This window comes from Micromonospora sp. NPDC006431 (assembly GCF_042870725.1).
Lineage (GTDB): Bacteria > Actinomycetota > Actinomycetes > Mycobacteriales > Micromonosporaceae > Micromonospora.
This window is the reverse complement of sequence record NZ_JBIAHQ010000014.1, coordinates 175,286-194,964: the sequence shown is the minus strand read 5'-3', so window position 1 is coordinate 194,964 and position 19,679 is coordinate 175,286. Positions and strand designations below refer to the sequence as shown.

Below are 19,679 nucleotides of genomic sequence, written 5' to 3'. Positions count from 1 at the left end.
TCACGATCGCCGGCATCGTCGTCGGCATCCGGCTCTGCCGCTGGGCCAACACGCGGTACTTCCACCTCGACAGCGGATCCTGCGAGCGGTAACCGAACCCGAGGGGCATGTCTACCGATCGCCAAGCGGTCGCCGCGCGCCGTTCACCTCACGCTTCGCCGCTGGATAGAAAACCACCACTATGTTCTCGGTATCCGATATCGAGGAGGGTTCATGGATCGGCGCACACTACTGAGGGCAACGGTGGCCGGAGCCGGTGGTTTGGTACTGCCATTCACGGCGTGGTCCACGGCGTACGCGGCACCGGCACAGAACGCCGCCAGCCCCTACGGTCCGCTGCAGGCCGCCGACGCCAACGGCATCCAACTGCCGGCTGGCTTCACCAGCCAGGTCATTGCCCGGTCCGGCCAGGTGGTGCCCGGCACATCGTACGTCTGGCACAGCGCGCCGGACGGTGGTGCCGTGATCCCGAACGGCAGCGGCTGGATCTACGTGTCCAACGCCGAGACCAGCGCCACGTCGGGCGGCGGCGCGTCGATGATCTCGTTCAACTCCAGCGGCCAGATCACCGGCGCCTCCCGCATCCTGTCCGGCACCAACAACAACTGTGCCGGCGGCAAGACCCCGTGGAACACCTGGCTGTCCTGTGAAGAGATCAGTCTCGGCCGGGTTTGGGAGACCTACCCCCTGGGCGGTGCGGCCGTCGTACGACCGGCCATGGGCCGGTTCAAGCACGAGGCCGCCGCCGCCGACCCGGTCCGTAAGGTCATCTACCTGACCGAGGACGAGACCGACGGTCGGTTCTACCGGTTCGTCCCGACCACCTGGGGTGACCTCTCCGCCGGCACCCTGCAGGTCCTCGTGGCCGGCACCGCAACGTCCGGCACGTTCACCTGGGCCACCGTCCCTGACCCCGACGGGTCGCCCACGGTCACCCGCCGGCAGGTCTCCGGCGCCAAGGTTTTCAACGGCGGGGAGGGTTGCCACTACGCCAACGACACCGTCTGGTTCACCACCAAGGGCGACAACCGGGTCTGGCAGGTCAACCTCGCCAACAACACCTACGAGTTGGCCTATGACGACAACCTGGTCAACCCGGGCCCGGCCCCGCTCACCGGTGTCGACAACGTCACCGGCTCGACGTTCGGAGACCTCTACGTCGCCGAGGACGGCGGCAACATGGAGATCTGCATGATCACCCCGAACGACACGATCTCGGTGTTCCTGCGGATCAACGGACAGAGCTCGTCGGAAATCACCGGCCCCGCCTTCACCCCCGCCGGCGACCGACTCTACTTCTCGTCCCAGCGCGGCACGACGGGATCCTCCTCCGGCGGCATCACCTACTGCGTGACCGGGCCCTTCCGTACCTGACCCCCTGACCCCGCACGGCTCAGCCTGGCCCGCCCCATCCGTGGGGCGGGCCAGCGGGGCTGTTCGCCAACGGTGTTTCCAGCGATTGGTTTTGTGGGTTTCAGCGGCCGGGAAGCGGTCGCTGAAGGTATGCGCTAGCGGGGCTACGAGCCGTCACGGTCCGGAGAGGCGATGCACGATCGGTGTGGTGGACTCGTACAGCGCCAGGTAGTCGGCGAAGAGGGCGTCGTACCGGTCACGGTGTCGAGGGTCCGGCTCGATCGAACGGATCATCGGGTTCCATGCTGCGGTGTCGGATGCCGCCCCGGTCGCGGCCGCGGCCAGCATCGCGTCGCCGTACGCCGCCCCGGTCGTCTCCCGGGGAAGCTCCTGCACCAGGCCGGTCACGTCGCTGACGATCTGCGTCCACAGGTCGCCGGTGGTCCCGCCGCCGACCGGTACGACCCGCGCCGGTACCGCCCCGGCCTCGCGCATTGCCGTGATGTTGTGTCGCACCCCGTACGCCACCCCCTCCAGTGCCGCCCGGTACAGGTGGCCTCGGCCGTGGCCGAGGGTCAAGCCCGCCACCACGCCCCGCGCCCGGGGGTCGAAGATCGGCGTACGCTCCCCGGCCAGGTACGGCAGCATCAGCAGTCCGTCGCTGCCGGGCGCGACCGCAGTCGCCTCCCTGGTCAAGGCGGCGTAGTCCGCGCCGGTCAGGTCGGCCAGCCAGCCGGTGACCGACCCGGCGGTGGCCATCCCGGCGGCGAGGCAGTTCACCCCGGGACGTAGGCCGACGGTGGGCCACAGCCGGCTGCTGGTCAGCGGCCGGTCGGTCATCGCGACCAGGAACATGGTGCTGCCGTACATCAGCATGAGGTCGCCGGGCGCGCGGACGGCGACGCTCTCCGCCTCGGCCCAGGCGTCGATGGTGCCGGCGGTCACCGGCAGACCGGCGGGCAGGCCGGTCCGCCGGGCGGCCTCGGCGGTGACCCGGCCGACCACCTCGTTCGCCCAGCGCAGCGGAGGGCGCCGTACGTGCGGCGCGATCTCGTCCCACCAGGCGGCGTCCCAGTCGCCGGCCCGCTGGTCGTAGAGCGGGCTCACCTGGCTCGCCGAGTGGTGGTCGAGCAGGTACTCGCCGGTGAGCCGGTGCACCAGGAAGGAGCTGGCCATGAACATCATTCGAGTTCGGGCGAAGATGTCCGGCTCGTGCCGGGCGAGCCAGTACAGCTTCGGCCCGATCGCCTGGGAGGTGAGGATCGACCCGCGGCGCACGATCTCCGCCGCGCCCCACCGGTCGGTGAGCAGGCCGATCTCCTCCTCGGCCCGGGTGTCGATGCCGTAGAGGACGGCTGGCCGCAGCGGCCTGCCGGCCTCGTCGGCGGGCAGCAGGCACGGTCCGATGCCGCTGACCCCCAGGCCGGCCGGGCGCATATCGGGATCGGCGGTCAGTTCGGCGATCACCCGCCGGAAGTCGTCCCACCAGACCGACTCCGGATCGTGCTCGTACCAGCCGGGTCGCGGGCTGCTCAGGCCGTGCGCGACCTGCGCACGGGCCACGACCCGGCCGTCCGCGGTGACGGCGACGCCTTTGGTGCTCGCGGTGCCGACGTCGACGCCGAGGAAGACGTCCATCAGAGCAGCGGGACGTTGTCGGGACGGCTGCCGCAGAGGTTGACCCGCAGGCCCAGCTGGTGCGCGGTCAGCGCCTTCGCGGCGAGCAGTTCGTCGGCTCCGGCCGCGTCGGTGGCGTAGCTGACCTGGATGTGGTTCGACCGGTGCCGGGCCATGAACTGGTCCCGGGTGACGCCGTGCAGCACAGCGTGCATGATCGGCCACTCCCGGGTGGTCGCCGCCCACCGCCGTTCGGTCTCCGCCGCGGGTAGCTCCACCACGGTGGCCCGGCCGAGGTCCATGTGCAGCTCGCCGCCCTCGACGAAGATCCGCGACCAGACCAGCTCGCCGGGCTTGGCCACGCCCCGCACCGTGCCGCCACCGAGCCGGAAGTAGAGCGGTGGCTGGCGCATCGAGTCGGTGCCGGCGTACCCGCCGATGTGGTGCTCGGGCGGCACCGCGCCGGAGATCTCGAAAACCCAGACGAAGTCGTCCACCGTGCCGCTGGCGTCGTGGTCGCCCCACCGCACGTCGTGCAGGGTGGTCTCCACCGGCTGCCCGAGCGCGCCGGCCAGCCGGGTGGTGAGCAGGGCGTCCAGGCCGGCACACTCGTCGACCTCGTTGAAGTGGGTGATCGGGGCGCCGTCGCGGATGACCGCACCGTCGTCCCCGGTGACCGGCGGGCGATCGGCGTTGTTCAGCAGGCCCTCTGCCAGGTCGGAAGCGGGGAGGACGTCGGCGAGACCGAGCTGGTACTGGATGCCGATGATGTCGCACCGGAACCGGTCCGCGATCCGGGCCGCGGCGGCGTACATCCGCAACTGGAGCAGGACCTGCTCGCGGGTGAGCTCGGTGGCCTCGTCGGTGCCGAAGTGGAAGGTCATGCCCCGGTCGGTCAGCCACCGCAGGGCGGCCACCGCCTCGTCCTCGCTCGCCCGCATGGTCTCGGCGTACAGGGCCGACTGGGACAGCCGCTCCTTGAAGACGTTGAGCGGGAAGAGCAGCTCGTCGGGGATGATCGCGTTGTACATGCCCATGCAGCCCTCGTCGAAGACGCCGAGGATGGCGCCCTCCCGGCGCAGCCGGCCGAGGACGTCGTCGGCGGCCTGGCGGGCGCGGCCGTCCACGGCGGACGCGTCGAACGGCGTGACGTGGCGGAGGTCGTGCTGGATGCTGCCCTTGGTCAGCCATTCGTCGAGGCGGGCGTTGAACCAGTCGTCGGTGAAGGTGCGGCTCCACAGGGTCTCGAACGGCCGCCCGGCCTTGGCCAGCGAGGCGTTGAGGTTGAGCAGGCCGACCAGGCCGGGCCACTCCCCTTCCCAGTTGGCCACGGTGAGGATCGGGCCGCGGTGCCGCAGCAGCCCGCCGAGGACCTGCTGGGAGAACATCCACACGCCTTCGGCCATGACCACCGGAGCGTCCGGCGGCAGCGCGCCGAGCACCGCGAGGCCCTGCGCCTGGCTGGCGATGAAGCCGTGCCCCTCCGGCGTGTCCGCCGGGTGCGCCCGCTCCAGGGTGACGCCCCGCTTCCGGAACGCCTCCGTGAGGAGGGCCTCGAACCGCTGTTGGGCGGGCCAGCAGAGCTGGTTGGCGGACAGCCGCTGGTCGCCGTTGGCGACGAGGTACGCGTGCTCGATCATGACGTCTCCAGGGTGTAGCGACGGGCCATCTCGGCGAGGGGTACGGGCTGGTAGTCGTCGGCGTGGCCGGCCTGCCCGAAGAGGCGCATGCGCTCGGCGACCATCCGCTGCATCGCCTCGCGGCCGGGGCGCAGGTAGTACGCCGGATCGACGTTCAGCCGGTCCGTGCCCAGCGCCTGCCGCGCCGCCCCGGTGAAGGCCAGATGCGAGTCCATGCCCTGGTTGATCTTGCGGACGCCCATGGTGATGGACCGGACCTTCTCCGCGTCCGGCACGCCCCAGGACTCGGGCAGGCCGGCGCCGTACCGGTTGTTCTGCTCCCGCAGCTGAGCGGGCAGCGACGACGAGCCGTGCATGACCAGGTGGGTCTGCGGCACCAGGCTGCTAATCTTTTCGATCAGCGTCATCTGCAGCACGGACCCGTCCGGGGGTGCGTCGAACTTGTAGGCGCCGTGCGAGGTGCCGATCGCCACGGCGAGGGCGTCCACGCCGGTCGCCGCCACGAATTCCCTGGCCTGGTCGGGGTCGGCGAGCACGATCGGCGCCCGGGATCCGTCGGTCTTGGAGCCGCCGATCGTGCCCAGCTCGCCCTCCACGGAAACCCCGCGCCGGTGGGCCTCCGCCACCACCTCGGTGGTCACCGCGAGGTTCTCGGCGAACGAGGACGGGGTGCCGTCGGCGCGGAGGCTGCCGTCGATCATGACGCTGGTGAAGCCGTTGTCCATCGCCCGCCGGCAGGTGGCGGGGTCCGGGCCGTGGTCCAGGTGGAGCACCACGGGCAGCTGCGGGTAGCCGTCGATCAGGTGATGCAGCGCCGACCAGAACCGCTCGTCGCCGCCGTGGGCGGTGACGCCGGCCAGCGAGGCGAGGATGACCGGCGACGACGTCTCGGCGGCGGCGTCGAGGACCGCCTCGGCCTGCAGCACGTCGCTGACGTTGAACGCGCCGAGGGCGTACCCGCCGCGCCGCGCCTCGTCCAGCGCCTGTCGGAGAGTGACCAGTGGCATGGGGTGCCCTTCCTCAGAGCGACGTGGTGATGCCGAGCGAGTGGTAGTCCAGGACGATCGGCTTGTCGGTCAACGCCCGGGCGTGCAGCAGCACCTTGGCGGCGCTCTCCACCGCGACGGTGGTCTTGAACGCGTCCCGCAGGTTCTCGCCCACGGTGAGCAGGCCGTGGTTCGCCCAGACCACGGCGTTCAGGTCCCCCATCACGTCGCACATCGCGTCGCCGAACTCGGTGCGGTTGCTGAGGGCGAACGGCATGATCTGGACATCGCCCTTGGTGTAGATGACCATGTTGACCAGGGCGCCGGTGATCGGCTGGCCGGCCACCCCGAAGACGTTGGCGAAGACCGGCTCGGTGTGCACGATCGCGTTCACGTCCGGCCGCCGGCGGTAGACCGCCAGGTGCACGGTCACCTCGGAGGACGGCTGGTGCGGCCCCTCGATGACGTTGGCGTCGGCGTCCACCACCACCATGTCGTCGGCCGTCATCCGGTCGTACTCCAGGTCGGTCGGCGTGATCAGGAACCGGTCTGTGCCGGGCAGCCGGACGCTGATGTTGCCCTGGGTGTTGAAGTTGAGGCCGTAGCGCATGGACAGCAGGCAGTAGTCCAGCACGTCCTGCTTGGTCTGCTGCAGGTCGAACTCGGTCACCGGATCTCCTTCGGATCGGAAAAACTACGGTCGTGCGGGATGAGGGTCGGATAGAGGTCACGGAACCGGCGCGACTGTGCGGCGTACCACTGGGCCGTGCCGGGGTCGGGGTGGGCGACCGGCAGGCAGGCCGGTGCGGGCAGCTCGGCGAGCGACGGATAGCGGCCGATGCCGGCGCCGGCCTGCAGGGCCGCGCCGCGGGCGGCCGCGTGCCCGGGCACCGGGGTCAGCGCAAGGCCGGCGGCGGAGGCGCGGATGGCCAGCGTCCGGTGGCTGCGGGCGCCGCCGCCGACGGCGTGTACGGCGCCGATGGTGACGCCCCGCTCGGTGAGCGCGTCGGCGATCTTGCGCAGCTCGAACGCGGACGACTCGAGGAAGGCGCGGGCGAGCTGCTCCCGGGTGGTCTCGAGGGTGAGCCCGACGATGGCGCCACGGGCCCTCGGGTCGTTGTCGAGCGTCCCGGATCCGGCGAAGTACGGCAGCACCAGCACCTGCGGCGGCTCGGGCGACGCCGCCTCGAAGAGGGCGTCGCGCTCGGCCGGCCCGGCGACGCCGGCCAGCGTGGCGAACCAGTCCAGCGCCCAACCGCCCGCGGCGGTGCCGGCCAGGGTGAGCCAGCGCCCCTCACCCATCGGGTACGACGCCAGGCCGGTGCCGACGAGCCCGCCGGGACGTGCGGGTGATCCGACGGTCAGGCAGTCGCTGGATCCGAAGGAGAACACGGCCGCCGAGCCGAACCGGCCACCGCCGCCGAGGAACGACGACGCCTGGTCGTGCGATCCGACCACGAGCGGCAGGCCGGCCGGCAGTCCCGTTGCGCTGGCCGCGTCGGCGCTGAGCTTGCCGATCATGGTGCCCGGTGGGACCACCTCGGGCAGCAGGGCGACCGGGACGCCGGTGGCGGCGAGCAGCTCGGCCGACCAGACGCCGCGGTCGACGTCGAAGCCGCCGGTACGGGCCGCCATGCTGGTGTCCAGCGCCGGCCGCGCGCCGAGCCGGGCGGCGACGTAGTCGCCCAGGCAGCGATAGCCGCGCACGTCCGGACCGGTCCAGCCGGGAATCTTGTAGACGGAGAACATCGGGTGCGGCGGCTGGCCGGTGATCCGCTGCACCTCGCCGGCGCCCAGTCCCGCGGCGACCTGGTCGGCCAGGCCGGCACCGCGCCGGTCCATGCTCACCGGCGCCGGAGCGAGAGCCTTGCCCTCGGCGTCGACCGGCAGGACCGCCTCGCCCTGCACGCTGAACGAGATCGCCTCCGGCGGGTCGGCGGCCACCGCGTCGCGGGCCGCGACCTCGGCGAGCAGCGCGGTGGCCGCGGCCAGCACCTCGTCGGCGTCGGTCTCCACGATGCCGGGCGCCGGCCGGTGCAGGGCGGTCGCGCGGGTCGCGCCGGCGATCTCGACGCCGGCCGCCGAGATCGCCACCACCCGTACGCCGCTGGTGCCCAGGTCGACGCCGAGCAGGCTCATTTGATCGCCCCGGACAGGCCGTTGACCAGGTGGCGCTGGACCAGCAGGAAGACCACCACGATCGGGATCGAGATGAGTACCAGGATCGCGAACAGCGCGCCCGGCTGGCTGAGGAAGGTGCCGCGGTAGGCCAGCGGGATCAGGGTCAGTGGCTTGAGCGTGTTGTCCTCGAGGGTGACCAGCGGCAGCAGGAAGTCGTTCCAGGACGACATGGACTGCCAGATCGCCACGACGGCCAGGGCGGGCCGGCTCAGCGGCAGGTAGACCTTCCAGTAAACGGAGAACTTGCTCGCGCCGTCCAGCATGGCCGCCTCGTACAGCTCGTTCGGCACCGCGAGGAACGATGTGCGGATGATGATGACCGCGAACGGCAGGCCCAGCGCTGTGTAGACGAGCACCAGGCCGGCCAGGTTGTTGTAGAGGCCCATGGCCTGAAGGATCTTGAAGGTGGCCACGACGATGCTCGACATCGGCAGGATCAGCGCCAGGGTGAGCGCCCCGAAGATCACCGCCTTGAGCGGTACGCGCAGCCGCGCCAGCACGAACGCGGTCATGGAGCCGAACAGGATGACCAGCAGCACCGACGGGACGGTGACCAGCAGGCTGTTCACCAGGTTCCGCAGGATCGGATTGTTGGTCCAGATCTGCACGTAGTTGCCCAGCGACGGCTCCTGCGGGAACAGCCCGAGGGCGGTGGTGCCCGGGTTCGAGGTGGGCAGCAACGACAGGCCGACGACCATGACGAGCGGGATCAGCCAGAGCACGGCCAGCGGGGCGAGAACGGCGTGTGACCAGTGTGGAAGGCGGCGCCGGTGCGGCCGGACCGGTCCGGAGTCGGCTCGTGCCGGCGTGGCAGTCGCCGGGATGGCCTTGCGGTCAGTGGTCATTTCTCGTCTCCGGTGAGGAAGCCCGATCCGAACGCCCGCACCATCGACAGCGAGCTGATCACCGCGATCAGCAGCAGGACCGCGCTGATGGTCGAGGCGTACCCGACGCTCTGCAGCTGGAAGGCCTGCTTGAAGGTGTAGGTGGGGAGCATCTCGGAGGCGTGGTTGGGTCCGCCCTCGGTGAGGACGTAGACGAGTTCGAAGGTCTTCAGCGAGCCGATGATGCCGAGCAGCAGCAGGGACAGGTGGGTCTGCCGGAGCAGCGGCCAGATGATGCTGCGGATCGTGCGCCAGGTGCCGGCACCGTCGATCTTGGCGGCGGCCAGCACACTGCTGTCGATGAGCTGCAGGCCGGCGAGATAGAACAGCATGGAGAAGCCGGTCCACATCCACACGTTGACGACGATCGCGGCGAAGATGGCGGTCTTCGGGTCGGCGAGGTAGCCGTGCACCAGGAAGTCGAGCCCGGTGGCCCGGCCCAGCTTGGCGACCACGCCGTTGAACGGGTCGAAGATGCGCTGCCAGACGATGCCCACCACCACCGGGGAGAGCACGGCGGGGATGAAGAAGATCGCCCGGTAGATCGCCCGGCCGCGCAGCTTCTCGTTGAGCAGCATGGCCAGGAAGAACCCGATGAGGGCCTGCGGGATGATGGTGAGCAGGATCCACCAGCCGGAGTTCTTCAGGGTGGTCAGGAAGATCGGGTCCTGGAAGAGCCGGGTGTAGTTGCCGAGGCCGACGAATCTGCCCGGGTTCACCCCGTCCCAGTCGAGGCTGCTGGCCTGGAAGTTGTAGACGATCGGGTAGATGACGAAGATCCCGAACAGCACGATGGCTGGCAGCAGGAAGAGGGTTCCGGCAAGCCACTCCCGGGGAGCGGTGTGCTTCTGAACGGTGTGGTCACTCATTGGTCAGCTCCGTGGCCGGATGAGGGTGTGGGCCGCACACCCTCATCCGCCTGATTCGGGCGGCCGGGGCCGCTCAGCCGTTGACCTTCTGCTGTTCCGCCTGCACCTTCGCGGCGGCCGCCTGGGGCGTCAGCTCACCCGTGGCGATGCCGGACAGTGCGTCCCCGAGCGCGGTGTCCATCTGCGGGGTCTTCAGGTAGCGGGAGTACTTCACCTGCGGCATCCAGTCCGAGGTCAGGGTCGTCCAGATCTGCTTCTGCTTGTCGCTGGTGAACTTCTCCGGGTTCAGGCCGGTCACCGCGGGCAGGTCGTTGAACGTGTTGATCAGCTTTTGGGCGCCCGCGCCGGCGATCCAGTCGGTGAGCACCTTGCACGCCACGTCGGGGTTCTTGGTGTTCTTGGCGATGCCCAGCGAGACGTCGATGCCGCCGACGAGCTGCGGCTGGGCGGCGCCGCCCGGGATGGTCGGGAACAGGAACGGCTGGTAGCCGGACATGCCCTCGGACAGCGGCGGCAGGCCGGTCTTGGTCGGGTCGGACTGCTGGATCCACCAGGCGCCGAGCGGGATCATCGCCGCGTTGCCCGCCTCGAACTGGTTCGCGCCGGTCGGGTAGGCGTCCAGGCCGATCGCGCCCTTCTGGGCGATGCCCTCGGTGAAGAGCTTGCCCCAGTAGTCGAACGCTTCGACGAGCTTGGGGTTGGTCCACGAGTCGGAGCCGTCCTCGGCCTTGTAGACCAGGCCCGGCTCGATGTTGTTGGCGATCTGCAGGAAGACGACGTTGCGCAGCCAGCTGTCCTTGGCGGGCAGCATGAACGGCGCGTACTCCCCGCCCTTGAGCTGGTTGACCGTCGCCTTGAGCTGGTCCCAGGTCTGCGGGATCTGGGCGTGCTTCTCGTCGAAGATCTTGGTGTTGGCCCAGAGGTTCACGGTCTGCACGAGCAGCGGGAGCGTGTAGAAGTTCTCGTCGCCGGCCGGGTTGCCCATTCGGGCCTGCTCGATGCCGATCGGATAGAACTTCTTCTGCCAGTCGGCGCCCCACGTCTTCTGGGCGCAGTCCTGCAACGGCATGAGGTTGGCCCGGTACTGCTGGGTGAGCGCGCCAGGCTGAAGGCCGACGATGTCGGGCATCGTGTTGGACGCGGCCCGGGTCTGCAGGTCGACCAGGTACTCGGGGTAGTTGAAGATGGTCGCGTCGATCTTCGCGTCCGGGTTCGCCTGCTTGAACGCCGCGATCATCTGCTGGGTGGTCTGTTCGATCGGACTCCACGACCGGAAGGTCAGGGATCCCGACCCGCCGCTGGTGGACTGGTTGTCACTGGCACCGCCGGCGCATGCGGCGAGCCCGAGGGTGAGCGCTGTCGCCGCAGCAACGGCGCCAAGTTTTCTTTGCCGCTTCACTGTCAGGTCCTTCCCACGGACGGGGCCGGAGGCGGCCCGTGGATGTAGACGATTACATGAGCTGTGCCACAGGCACAACCCCCTCTTGTGCTGGACTTTTACACGTAGCCGCAACAGCCCCTTCACGGCTCGGCAATCTTCCACGCCTCGCCAAGCCGCTTCTTGCCAGGGAAATCTGTAATCGATTACATTCCAGCCGTGGCTCATCGACCGCCGCCCGCCCGACGGGTAACCTGTGCTCACCTCACCACCGGAACGCCACCGCGAAGGGCCCGCCTTGACCACCATCCGTGACGTGGCCCGGCTCGCCCAGGTGTCCACCGCAACCGTGTCGCGCGTGTTCGCCTCCGACACCGCCGTGCGACCGGACACCGCCGAGCGCGTCCGCCGCGCCGCACGGGAACTCGGCTACGTGCCGAACTCGCTGGCCCGTTCCCTGCGCCAGCAGACCTCGGCCACCTGGGCGCTGATCATCGCGGACATCGAGAACCCGTTCCTCACCCAGGTCACCCGCGGCGTGGAGGACGTAGCCCAGTCGGCCGGGTACTCGTTGCTGCTGTGCAACACGGACGAGAACCCGGAGAAGGAAGAGGGCTACCTCAGCATCGCCGCGCAGTACCGGGTATCCGGCGTGCTGATCACGCCGACGTCGGCGACCAGCCGGGTCGACCGGCTGCTGTCCCGAGGCCTGCCGGTCATCACCATGGACCGGCCGTTACGGCAAGACCTGGCAGTGGACACGGTCCTGATCGACTCACGTCGCGCAGCCCGAACGGCGGTCGACCGCATGATCGCCCGCGGCCACCGCCGGATCGCCTGTATCACCGGACCGCAGCGCGTCTTCACCGCCAGCGAACGGGTGCTCGGCTACCGAGAAGCCTTACAGGACGCCGGACTGCCGATCGACGAGAACCTCATCCGCTACGCCGCCTTCAACGAGAACGGCGGCCGCCAAGCCGCGGACGCCCTGCTGGAAACGGCGGACGTCGAGGCCATCCTGGTGGCCAACAGCATGATGGCCGTCGGCGTCCTACGCATACTGCGCGACCGGCAACTCACCCCCGGCCAGGACGTCGAGCTGGTGGTCTTCGACGACGCGCCGTGGACCGGGCTACTCACGCCAGCGATCTCCGTCATCCACCAGCCCGCGTACGAGCTGGGCCAGGCGGCCGGCAAGCTGCTGCTCGATCGGCTGCGCTCCCCCGGCCAGCCAGCCCGAACGGTGATGCTGAACGCCACCCTGCCGGCGGACGGCGAGGCACCACTGCCCCGCGTGCGCCGGCCCGACCTGGCCACCACCGATCCGGTCACCTCCGCGATCCTGACCCGATCCGCCCACCTCAACCCGTAACCTCAGCCGGCATCCGACGCGCTGCGTCTACCGGCGCAGGGCCTCGACCGTCAACTTCGCCGCCTGGGCGATCAGCTTGTCGTCGTGCTCCGCGTCCTTCTCGTCGCGGCTGGAGAGGACCGCGAGCACGATGGGGGCACCGTCGGGAGGCCAGATCACCGCGATGTCGTTGCGGGTGCCGTACCCGCCGGAGCCGGTCTTGTCGCCGACCTGCCAGCCGGCCGGGACGCCGGCCCGGATGAGCTTGTCCCCGGTCGTGTTCCCCTTGAGCCACCCGGTCAGCACCGCGCGGTCCTCGGCGGAGAGCGCGTCGCCGAGGACGTACGCCCGTAGATCGGTGGCGAGGGCCCGAGGCGTGCTCGTGTCGCGCCGGTCCCCGGGGGCCGCCTCGTTGAGATCGGTCTCGATCCGCTCCGGGTCGGTGACCTGGTCGCCGAGGTCGCGCAGCGCCCGCTCGAAGCCGGCCGGGCCGCCGAGCCGCTTCAGCAGCAGGTTGGCGGCGGTGTTGTCGCTGTATCGAACGGCGGCGTCGCCCAGCTCGCGCAGGGTCATCCCGGTCCCCACGTGCCGCTCGGTGATCGGCGAGTGGGTCACCAGGTCGGCCCGCGCGTAGCGGACCACCTGATTCAGCTCGGCGGTTGAGGCCGCGTCCAGCATCGCCGCGGCCGCGAGCGCCTTGAAGGTCGAGGCGTAGCCGAACCGTTCGTCGGCGCGATGCTCGACGGTACGACCGGTGCCGGTGTCGATGGCGTAGACGCCGAGCCGAGCGTCGAACTCCGTTTCGAGCCGGGCGAAGTCCGGCATGACCGAGGGCGGCGGGGAGGTGGCGACCGGGCTCGGCGGAGGGCTCGACGGGGAGGCCCCGGGCGCGCCGGCTGCCGAGCACGCGGTGAGCGGGGCGAGCGCGAGCGTGGCGACGAGCGTCACGGCGGCCCGGCGGGGCGCAGGAACCATGACCAGGTACTCCTTTCGTCGGTCGACGCCCGGCCGGCGACGAGCGGATGCGACGGCGGCGCCACGGTGCCAGCAGCGACATGCCGTCGGCTACGGCCGACGATAACGATGCCGGCGATGACCGCTGCGTGTCTCGGCAGATGTCTATGCGGCGCGCCAAGGACTTCGTGCATCTGCTTGATGACGACCAATCGGCCCTTTTCGTAGCGTCCCCGTAGTGGTCGAGTCGGCGCGCCGAGTGAGCGCTGCCGCGCGGGCCGGATGTGGAGGGAAGCCATGAGGGCGATCGTTTCGGTCGGCGCAGCAATGGCGATGCTAGCCGTGACGGCGCCGGCGATGGCCGCCGAGCGGGTCGAGGCGCCGACGATCGTGGTGAAGGACGGAGTCACCCAGCCGGAGTTCGGCTACGCCGACGCGATCCGCGAGCGGATCTGGGTCGACACCGACTTCGACAGCGACCGGGACGGCACCAAGGATGTCATCCGTGTCGATATCATTCGGCCGGCGGCCAGCGAGCAGGGCCTGAAGGTGCCCGTCATCATCGACGACAGCCCGTACTACGCGACTTTGGGGCGCGGCAACGAGTCCGAACTCAAGGCCGACCTCGATGGTGATGGCCTGCTCGACCGCTGGCCGCTGTTCTACGACAACTACTTCGTGCCCCGTGGCTACGCCGTCGCACTCGTCGACATGCCCGGCACGGCCGGTTCCACCGGCTGCCCGACGATCCAGGGCGCGAACGAGAACGCCTCCGGTCCGGCAGTCATCGACTGGCTCAACGGCCGCCGCAGCGGGCACGACTCCCACGGCGATCCGGTCGTGGTCGACTGGCATAACGGCAAGTCCGCGATGATCGGAAAGTCGTACGACGGGTCGCTGGCGATGGCCGCGGCGGCGTCCGGCGTCAGTGGCCTGTCCACGGTCGTTCCGATCTCAGGGCCGTACAACTACTACGACTACACGCGTACCAGCGGCATCGTCACACGCGGCAACAACTACCTGGGGTCGCTCGCCCGGACCATCACGGCTGACGACCCGGCGCGTCAATCCAGGTGCGCGCCGGTCTGGAATGAGATAGGCGCCAACGACGGCGACGAGCACGGCGACTACACGCCGTTCTGGCACGAGCGGAACTACCTGGACGACGCCGCGAACATCAACGCCAGCGTGTTCCTCGTCCACGGCATCCAGGACGACAACGTCCGGCCCGACCACTTCAGCAAGTTCTGGGAAGCGCTGAAGACGTACGACGTCCCGCGCAAGCTGTGGGTCGGCCGCGTTGGTCACATCGACCCGTTCGACTTCCGTCGGGAGGTGTGGGTCGACACGCTGCACCGCTGGTTCGACTACTGGCTTCAGGGGATCAACAACGGCATCGTGAACGAGCCGAAGGTCGACGTGGAACCGGCCGTCGGCGTGTGGGAGCAGCACGCCGACTGGCCGATCCCCCGCACTGGGAACGTCAACATGTGGCTGCGTCCCGGCACCGACAGCGCCGGAGGGCTCGCACTCACCCCGGCCGCGGGCACGCCGACCACCCGTTCGTTCGTCGACAACCCCAACCAACTCGAAGCGGCGATGATCGACAACCCGAACCAGCCGGCAGAGAACCGGCTGGCCTTCCTGTCCCCGCCGCTCGAGGAGGACCTACGTATCTCGGGCACCCCCGTGATCAACCTGACCGCATCGTCGAGCCTCGACGCGGCCTACTTCGGCGCGATCCTGGTCGAATATGGGCCGAGCACGCAGAACAGCCGAACCGGCGACGGAGTCCTCCAGACGACGCTGCCCGAGGAGTGCTACGGCGAGTCGAGCCCAGCCGACGACGGGTGCTACCGGCCCGTCGCGTACCGGCCGGCCAACGTCACCCAATGGCGGGTGACCAAGGGGATCCTCGACGGGCAGAACCGCAACTCCGTCGCGGTGGCCGAGCCCATGACACCGGGCCAGACGTACGACATCAGTATTCCGCTGCTGCCGGAAGACTACGTCTTCTCCGCTGGCAACCGGATCGGCGTCATCATTGTCGGCAGCTACCGCAGTTACTCAGCCGAGCGACTCACCTCGCGGCCGACCATCACGGTCAACACCAAGGTCAGTCACCTCGCCCTGCCGGTGCTCGGCGGTCAGCAGGCCGCTCGCCGAGCCGGGATCCCGCTTCGCTAGTGCGGTGTCCACCAGCGTTCGCCGCCGACCTTGCGCCAGCAGGCGGAAGGTCGGCGGCGAACTCGTCGACACGACGTGCGTACGCCAACTTCCGGGCCATGGCGGCGGCCAGGTCGTCGGCGGCCCCGGCGAGCCGGGTCACGGCCTCGCGCACCTACCGCCCGGCGGTGGCCACCCCGATGTCGAAGCCAGCGGCCAGCCGGGGGGTGGGTGACGCCATTGCGCACGTCGCCCTCTGACGCAAATCTCTTTGCGTGGCAGGACCCCGAGCGCCTAGCGTTGCTTCCCTCAGGAGCAGGGAAGACGTGCCCTGTCTGCGGCTTTGAGTGATCAGATCGGAGGTGCGGAGCGGAATGACCTGTCACCTCGTCGCGCTCTGCTTCGATGCGAACGACCCGCTCCGTCTCGCGCGCTTCTGGGCCGGCGTCCTAGGTTGGGAGATGGCCGACGATCCCCAGGACGGCATCGCGCTCCTGCCGAGCGATGACACCGGGTTCCGGCTCCGATTTCTTCCGAGCCGGGAGCAGAAAGCCGGCCAGAACCAGATGCACTTCGATCTGACCAGCGCCTCGCTCGAGGACCAGCAGCAGACGGTGGCGAGGTCACTCGAACTCGGCGCCCGGCACATCGACATCGGGCAGGGCCCGGAGGACGGTCAGGTGGTGCTCGCCGACCCCGAAGGCAACGAGTTCTGCGTCATCGAGCCGGGCAACAACTTCCTCGCCGACTGCGGATTCATCGGAGCGCTTGCCTGCGACGGTTCGCAGGAGGTCGGGTACTTCTGGAGCGCAGCGCTGGACTGGCCGTTGGTCTGGGACCAGAACCAGGAGACCGCGATCCGCTCGCCGCACGGCGGCCCGAAGATCACCTGGGGCGGTCCGCCGCTGATGCCGAAGACCGGGAAGAACCGGCTGCACTTCGACCTCGCTCCACCCGCCCACGGTGATCAGCAAGCGGAGGTCGACCGTCTCGTCTCCCTCGGGGCAACGCGTATCGACATCGGCCAAGGCGAGGTCAGCTGGGTGGTCATGGCCGATCCCGACGGCCACGAGTTCTGTGTGCTGACCCCGCGATAACGCGACCAGATCCCAGGAAGTCGGGACCCGCCAGGTTCCTGCTGGCCGGGCAGATGCCTCACATGCTCCTCATCCCCAATGCCGCCGTCGCGATCGACCGACTGGCCGCCGGGCCGTCGGACCCGTCTCGGCAGTCGTGCGATGACGTCGTGGAGAGGTCGCGTAGTTCGTCCAGCACAATCTGGCTCGCCGCGGTGAGAGTTGATCGGCTGCGAACGGCCGCATAGACGTGGCGGGTCAACGGTCGGCGCAGCGGGCGGATGGCGACGTGGTAGCGACGGTCCACGGCAAGCTCGGGCAGGAGCGACACGGACAGGCCGGCCTCGACATGCGCCAGAAGCAGCTCGTAGCTGGCGAAGCGGCCAGCCACGACCGGCTCGAAGCCGGCCTGCCGGCAGGTGCTCGTCACCAGGTTCGACAGGTACGTGCCGGGCATGTCGATGGACCAGGCCGCGTCGGCGAAGTCGGCCAGGTCCGCCGGTGCCGCCGACGCAACCTGCGACTGCGGCAACACGAGCACGATGGCGTCGGTAAGCAGGGGGATGGTGTGTACGTCCGGGTGCAGCGGCATGGACCCGTCGATGAAGTCCGCGGTCACGATGATGTCGTAGTCGCCGCGACGCAGGGCCGGATGGCTGGCCTGTGGGTCGAGTTCGGCGACCTCAAGCTCGATCGTTGGATGCGCCTTCCGGAGCCGCGCGGCGAGCGGAATGACGACGGCCCGGATGGCGCTGGAGAAGGCCGCGAGGCGTACCGGTCCGGTTGGTTGTCCGGACAGGCCCTGTAAGTCCACCTCAGCGGCCTTGATCTGGTCGAGGATGATGCGGGCGTGCCGGGCGAGCGTGCGCCCAGCAGGCGTGAGCTGGACCCGGCGGCCGGTGCGCCGCAGGAGTTCGGCGTGGGCCTCCGCCTCCAGTACCGCCAGCTGCGCTGACACTGCCGACGGACTCATGTGCAGGGCCGCCGCGACGGCCCGCATGGTGCCGAGGCCGTCCAGCAGGCTGAGCATCTCCAGGCGTGCTGTGTTTAGCCGCATCGGAAACCCCCTGTGCACGAATTCCGCACAGCATAGTCAGAAACCTCAGCTTTTCCCGCATAAGGAACGGTCCTATCGTGAGGCGTATGACGCTGACTACCGAGCAGAGTGCCGCCGAACAGTTCTGGTCTGACGCCGACCGCCATCTGGTGCGCTACGGCGCCGCGTTCACACCCGAGATCATCGAGCGCGCGGCCGGTAGCTTCGTGTACACCGCCGACGGCCGGCAGATCCTGGACTTCACCTCGGGTCAGATGAGCGCCATCCTGGGGCACTGTCATCCCGCGATCGTGCAAACGGTGCAGCGGGAAATCGCGAGCCTGGACCACCTGTTCAGCGGCATGCTGTCGCGCCCGGTCGTCGACCTCGCCCGCCGCCTCGCCGAGTCCCTCCCCCCGCCACTGGAGAAGGCGCTGCTGCTGACGACCGGCGCCGAGTCGAACGAGGCGGCCATCCGGATGGCCAAGCTCGTAACGGGCAAACACGAGGTCGTCGCCTTCGCCAAGTCGTGGCACGGCATGACGCACGCCGCAGCCGCCGCAACCTACAGCGCCGGCCACCGCGGCTACGGGCCTACCCCGCCGGGAAACTTCGCGATCCCCACGCCCAACCCGTACCGCCCCGACTTCACCACCTCCGACGGGGAGCTGGACTGGCAGCGGCAGCTCGACTTCGGGTTCGCCCTCGTCGATGCCCAGTCATCGGGGAGCCTCGCCGCGTGCATCGTCGAGCCGATCCTCAGCTCCGGCGGCATCATCGAGCCACCGCCGGGCTACTTCGCCGCCCTGTCGCGCAAGTGCCGCGAGCGCGGCATGCTGTTGATCGTCGACGAGGCGCAGACCGGTCTGTGCCGCACGGGCACGTGGTACGCCTTCCAACGTGACGGCATAGTGCCGGACATCCTCACCCTGTCCAAGACGCTGGGCGCCGGCCTGCCGCTCGCCGCGGTGATCACGACCGAAGAGATCGAACAACGGGCCCACGAGCGGGGTTACCTCTTCTACACCACGCACGTGTCCGACCCCCTCGTCGCCGCCGTCGGCAACACCGTGCTCGACGTCCTACAGCAGGAGCAGATGGACGTACGGGCACGGGAGCTCGGCGAATTCCTGCGCACCGGCCTGCTTGACATCAGAGACCGGCACGACGTGGTGGGAGACGTACGGGGGCGTGGCCTGATGCAGGGGATCGAACTCGTCCTCGACCGGGAGACGCGAGAAGGCTCGGACGTCCTCGGCGCCCACGTCACCCGCCGCTGCCTCGAGCTCGGTCTCCACATGAACGTCGTGCAGCTGCCCGGCATGGGAAGCACCTTCCGGATCGCGCCACCCCTCACCACGACGCGCGAGGAACTGGCCCTCGGTCTGGAAATCCTGGACCAGGCGATCGGGGAGGCAGCACCGGCCTGACCGGCCGCGTCACCCGCAGTCGCGGGAGCGGGCAGTAGCTGCCTCTCCACGCCAACCGCTACGCCCGCCGGCACGACCCGAGTAGCTGGAGTCGTCGCCCGGGCGGACGCCAGAGGCCGTCGCGGCATGACGATTTGTCTGCATGATGCGTTTGGCCCGGTCTAGGCTCGGAGTCGCCACCAGGAGCCACCGAGGGAGTCACATGCCGACCGACGCTATCGATCTGCTCATCGAAGATCACCGCGAAATACGCAAGCTGTTCAAGGACTTCCAGGACACGGGTGCGGACGCGAACCGGAAGAAGCAGCTGGTCAGCCAGATCCTGGAAGCACTGACCATGCACACCTACATCGAGAACGAGTGCATGTACCCGGAGACCCGCAGGCTGGTGCCGGACCTCAACGAAGCGGTACTGGAATCCTACGAGGAACACCACGTCGCGGACGTGCTGGGCTTTGAACTGAGCATGATGAGCCCCGACGACGAGCATTTCGAGGCCAAGACGATGGTCCTTATCGAGGCCGTCACCCACCACATCGAGGAAGAAGAAAAGGAGTGGTTCCCGAAGGTGCGGGAAGCTGTTCCGCCCCAGCAGTTGCAGGACCTCGGCGCCCGGCTGGCCGCGATGAAGAACAAGGCACCGCGGAAACCGACGGCGCCCCGCGCCCTGAAAAAGGCCATGGACGCCGTGCGGGCCTGAGCCGGCGCCGACCAGGCGATCGCCGTCGGGGCGCCGCGGCGCGTCCGCGTTCACGTCA

Annotated in this window: 17 protein-coding genes; 6 read left to right on the top strand and 11 right to left on the bottom strand. The window is 69.3% G+C overall.

The window, feature by feature from the left end; translation table 11 throughout:
- Positions 1 to 213: 213 nt before the first annotated feature.
- Positions 214 to 1,374 carry an alkaline phosphatase PhoX gene (locus ACFYM6_RS23420; RefSeq protein WP_387278671.1) on the top strand — a complete coding sequence of 387 codons (1,161 nt, stop codon included), beginning with the start codon at positions 214 to 216 and terminating at the stop codon, positions 1,372 to 1,374.
- A gap of 153 nt (positions 1,375 to 1,527) precedes the next feature.
- Here ACFYM6_RS23420 and ACFYM6_RS23415 read toward each other — a convergent pair whose 3' ends face one another.
- The 8 genes from ACFYM6_RS23415 to ACFYM6_RS23380 all read right to left on the bottom strand — a co-directional run bounded on the left by ACFYM6_RS23415 (position 1,528) and on the right by ACFYM6_RS23380 (position 10,929).
- Positions 1,528 to 2,991, bottom strand: a complete 1,464-nt coding sequence (locus tag ACFYM6_RS23415) for an FGGY-family carbohydrate kinase (RefSeq protein WP_387278669.1) — start codon at positions 2,989 to 2,991, stop codon at positions 1,528 to 1,530.
- Positions 2,991 to 4,610 (bottom strand): fucose isomerase, encoded by a 1,620-nt coding sequence (locus ACFYM6_RS23410; RefSeq protein ID WP_387278667.1) that lies wholly within the window; start codon positions 4,608 to 4,610, stop codon positions 2,991 to 2,993. The genes ACFYM6_RS23415 and ACFYM6_RS23410 overlap by 1 nt, the downstream gene beginning before the upstream one ends.
- Positions 4,607 to 5,617 (bottom strand): ketose-bisphosphate aldolase, encoded by a 1,011-nt coding sequence (locus ACFYM6_RS23405; RefSeq protein ID WP_387278665.1) that lies wholly within the window; start codon positions 5,615 to 5,617, stop codon positions 4,607 to 4,609. Before ACFYM6_RS23405 ends, ACFYM6_RS23410 begins: the two co-directional genes overlap by 4 nt.
- Positions 5,618 to 5,630: 13 nt before the next feature.
- Positions 5,631 to 6,266 (bottom strand): class II aldolase/adducin family protein, encoded by a 636-nt coding sequence (locus ACFYM6_RS23400; RefSeq protein ID WP_387278663.1) that lies wholly within the window; start codon positions 6,264 to 6,266, stop codon positions 5,631 to 5,633.
- Positions 6,263 to 7,735, bottom strand: a complete 1,473-nt coding sequence (locus ACFYM6_RS23395; RefSeq protein WP_387278661.1) for an L-fuculokinase — start codon at positions 7,733 to 7,735, stop codon at positions 6,263 to 6,265. Before ACFYM6_RS23395 ends, ACFYM6_RS23400 begins: the two co-directional genes overlap by 4 nt.
- On the bottom strand, positions 7,732 to 8,622 hold the full coding sequence (locus tag ACFYM6_RS23390) for a carbohydrate ABC transporter permease (protein WP_387278659.1): 891 nt from the start codon (positions 8,620 to 8,622) through the stop codon (positions 7,732 to 7,734). The genes ACFYM6_RS23395 and ACFYM6_RS23390 overlap by 4 nt, the downstream gene beginning before the upstream one ends.
- A complete protein-coding gene (locus tag ACFYM6_RS23385) occupies positions 8,619 to 9,530 on the bottom strand; it encodes a carbohydrate ABC transporter permease (protein WP_073836037.1) in 912 nt (303 codons plus the stop codon). Before ACFYM6_RS23385 ends, ACFYM6_RS23390 begins: the two co-directional genes overlap by 4 nt.
- Positions 9,531 to 9,603: 73 nt before the next feature.
- Entirely contained in the window at positions 9,604 to 10,929 is a 1,326-nt protein-coding gene (locus ACFYM6_RS23380; RefSeq protein ID WP_387278656.1) for an ABC transporter substrate-binding protein, read from the bottom strand.
- A gap of 277 nt (positions 10,930 to 11,206) precedes the next feature.
- On the opposite strand from ACFYM6_RS23380, the gene ACFYM6_RS23375 reads away from it, so the two are divergent.
- Complete coding sequence (locus ACFYM6_RS23375) at positions 11,207 to 12,280, top strand: LacI family DNA-binding transcriptional regulator (RefSeq protein WP_387278654.1); 1,074 nt, start codon at positions 11,207 to 11,209, stop codon at positions 12,278 to 12,280.
- Between the two features lie 27 nt (positions 12,281 to 12,307).
- Here ACFYM6_RS23375 and bla read toward each other — a convergent pair whose 3' ends face one another.
- Both bla and ACFYM6_RS23365 read right to left on the bottom strand, forming a co-directional pair.
- Positions 12,308 to 13,234, bottom strand: coding sequence for a class A beta-lactamase (gene bla, locus ACFYM6_RS23370; RefSeq protein WP_387278652.1), 927 nt, complete (start codon positions 13,232 to 13,234; stop codon positions 12,308 to 12,310).
- Positions 13,204 to 13,512 (bottom strand): hypothetical protein, encoded by a 309-nt coding sequence (locus tag ACFYM6_RS23365; protein ID WP_387278650.1) that lies wholly within the window; start codon positions 13,510 to 13,512, stop codon positions 13,204 to 13,206. Before ACFYM6_RS23365 ends, bla begins: the two co-directional genes overlap by 31 nt.
- On the opposite strand from ACFYM6_RS23365, the gene ACFYM6_RS23360 reads away from it, so the two are divergent.
- Positions 13,511 to 15,400 (top strand): CocE/NonD family hydrolase, encoded by a 1,890-nt coding sequence (locus tag ACFYM6_RS23360; protein WP_387278648.1) that lies wholly within the window; start codon positions 13,511 to 13,513, stop codon positions 15,398 to 15,400. The two genes, ACFYM6_RS23365 and ACFYM6_RS23360, sit on opposite strands and share 2 nt — an antisense overlap.
- Positions 15,401 to 15,753: 353 nt before the next feature.
- Entirely contained in the window at positions 15,754 to 16,476 is a 723-nt protein-coding gene (locus ACFYM6_RS23355; protein ID WP_387278646.1) for a VOC family protein, read from the top strand.
- A 58-nt stretch (positions 16,477 to 16,534) separates the two neighbouring features.
- Here ACFYM6_RS23355 and ACFYM6_RS23350 read toward each other — a convergent pair whose 3' ends face one another.
- Positions 16,535 to 17,485 (bottom strand): LysR family transcriptional regulator, encoded by a 951-nt coding sequence (locus tag ACFYM6_RS23350; protein ID WP_387278644.1) that lies wholly within the window; start codon positions 17,483 to 17,485, stop codon positions 16,535 to 16,537.
- Between the two features lie 8 nt (positions 17,486 to 17,493).
- Here ACFYM6_RS23350 and ACFYM6_RS23345 point away from each other — a divergent pair, with 8 nt between their 5' ends.
- Both ACFYM6_RS23345 and ACFYM6_RS23340 read left to right on the top strand, forming a co-directional pair.
- On the top strand, positions 17,494 to 18,921 hold the full coding sequence (locus ACFYM6_RS23345; RefSeq protein WP_387278642.1) for an aspartate aminotransferase family protein: 1,428 nt from the start codon (positions 17,494 to 17,496) through the stop codon (positions 18,919 to 18,921).
- Between the two features lie 202 nt (positions 18,922 to 19,123).
- A complete protein-coding gene (locus ACFYM6_RS23340; protein WP_387278641.1) occupies positions 19,124 to 19,621 on the top strand; it encodes a hemerythrin domain-containing protein in 498 nt (165 codons plus the stop codon).
- The last annotated feature ends 58 nt before the right edge of the window (positions 19,622 to 19,679 follow it).

Coding starts and splice junctions, on each gene's coding strand:
- ACFYM6_RS23350 (WP_387278644.1), bottom strand. CDS start 17,485: ATGCTCAGCCTGCTGGACGGCCTCGGCACCATGCGGGCCGTCGCGGCG.
- ACFYM6_RS23360 (WP_387278648.1), top strand. CDS start 13,511: ATGAGGGCGATCGTTTCGGTCGGCGCAGCAATGGCGATGCTAGCCGTG.
- ACFYM6_RS23385 (WP_073836037.1), bottom strand. CDS start 9,530: ATGAGTGACCACACCGTTCAGAAGCACACCGCTCCCCGGGAGTGGCTT.
- ACFYM6_RS23355 (WP_387278646.1), top strand. CDS start 15,754: ATGACCTGTCACCTCGTCGCGCTCTGCTTCGATGCGAACGACCCGCTC.
- ACFYM6_RS23410 (WP_387278667.1), bottom strand. CDS start 4,610: ATGATCGAGCACGCGTACCTCGTCGCCAACGGCGACCAGCGGCTGTCC.
- ACFYM6_RS23365 (WP_387278650.1), bottom strand. CDS start 13,512: ATGGCTTCCCTCCACATCCGGCCCGCGCGGCAGCGCTCACTCGGCGCG.
- ACFYM6_RS23390 (WP_387278659.1), bottom strand. CDS start 8,622: ATGACCACTGACCGCAAGGCCATCCCGGCGACTGCCACGCCGGCACGA.
- ACFYM6_RS23395 (WP_387278661.1), bottom strand. CDS start 7,735: ATGAGCCTGCTCGGCGTCGACCTGGGCACCAGCGGCGTACGGGTGGTG.
- ACFYM6_RS23405 (WP_387278665.1), bottom strand. CDS start 5,617: ATGCCACTGGTCACTCTCCGACAGGCGCTGGACGAGGCGCGGCGCGGC.
- bla (WP_387278652.1), bottom strand. CDS start 13,234: ATGGTTCCTGCGCCCCGCCGGGCCGCCGTGACGCTCGTCGCCACGCTC.
- ACFYM6_RS23420 (WP_387278671.1), top strand. CDS start 214: ATGGATCGGCGCACACTACTGAGGGCAACGGTGGCCGGAGCCGGTGGT.
- ACFYM6_RS23415 (WP_387278669.1), bottom strand. CDS start 2,991: ATGGACGTCTTCCTCGGCGTCGACGTCGGCACCGCGAGCACCAAAGGC.
- ACFYM6_RS23340 (WP_387278641.1), top strand. CDS start 19,124: ATGCCGACCGACGCTATCGATCTGCTCATCGAAGATCACCGCGAAATA.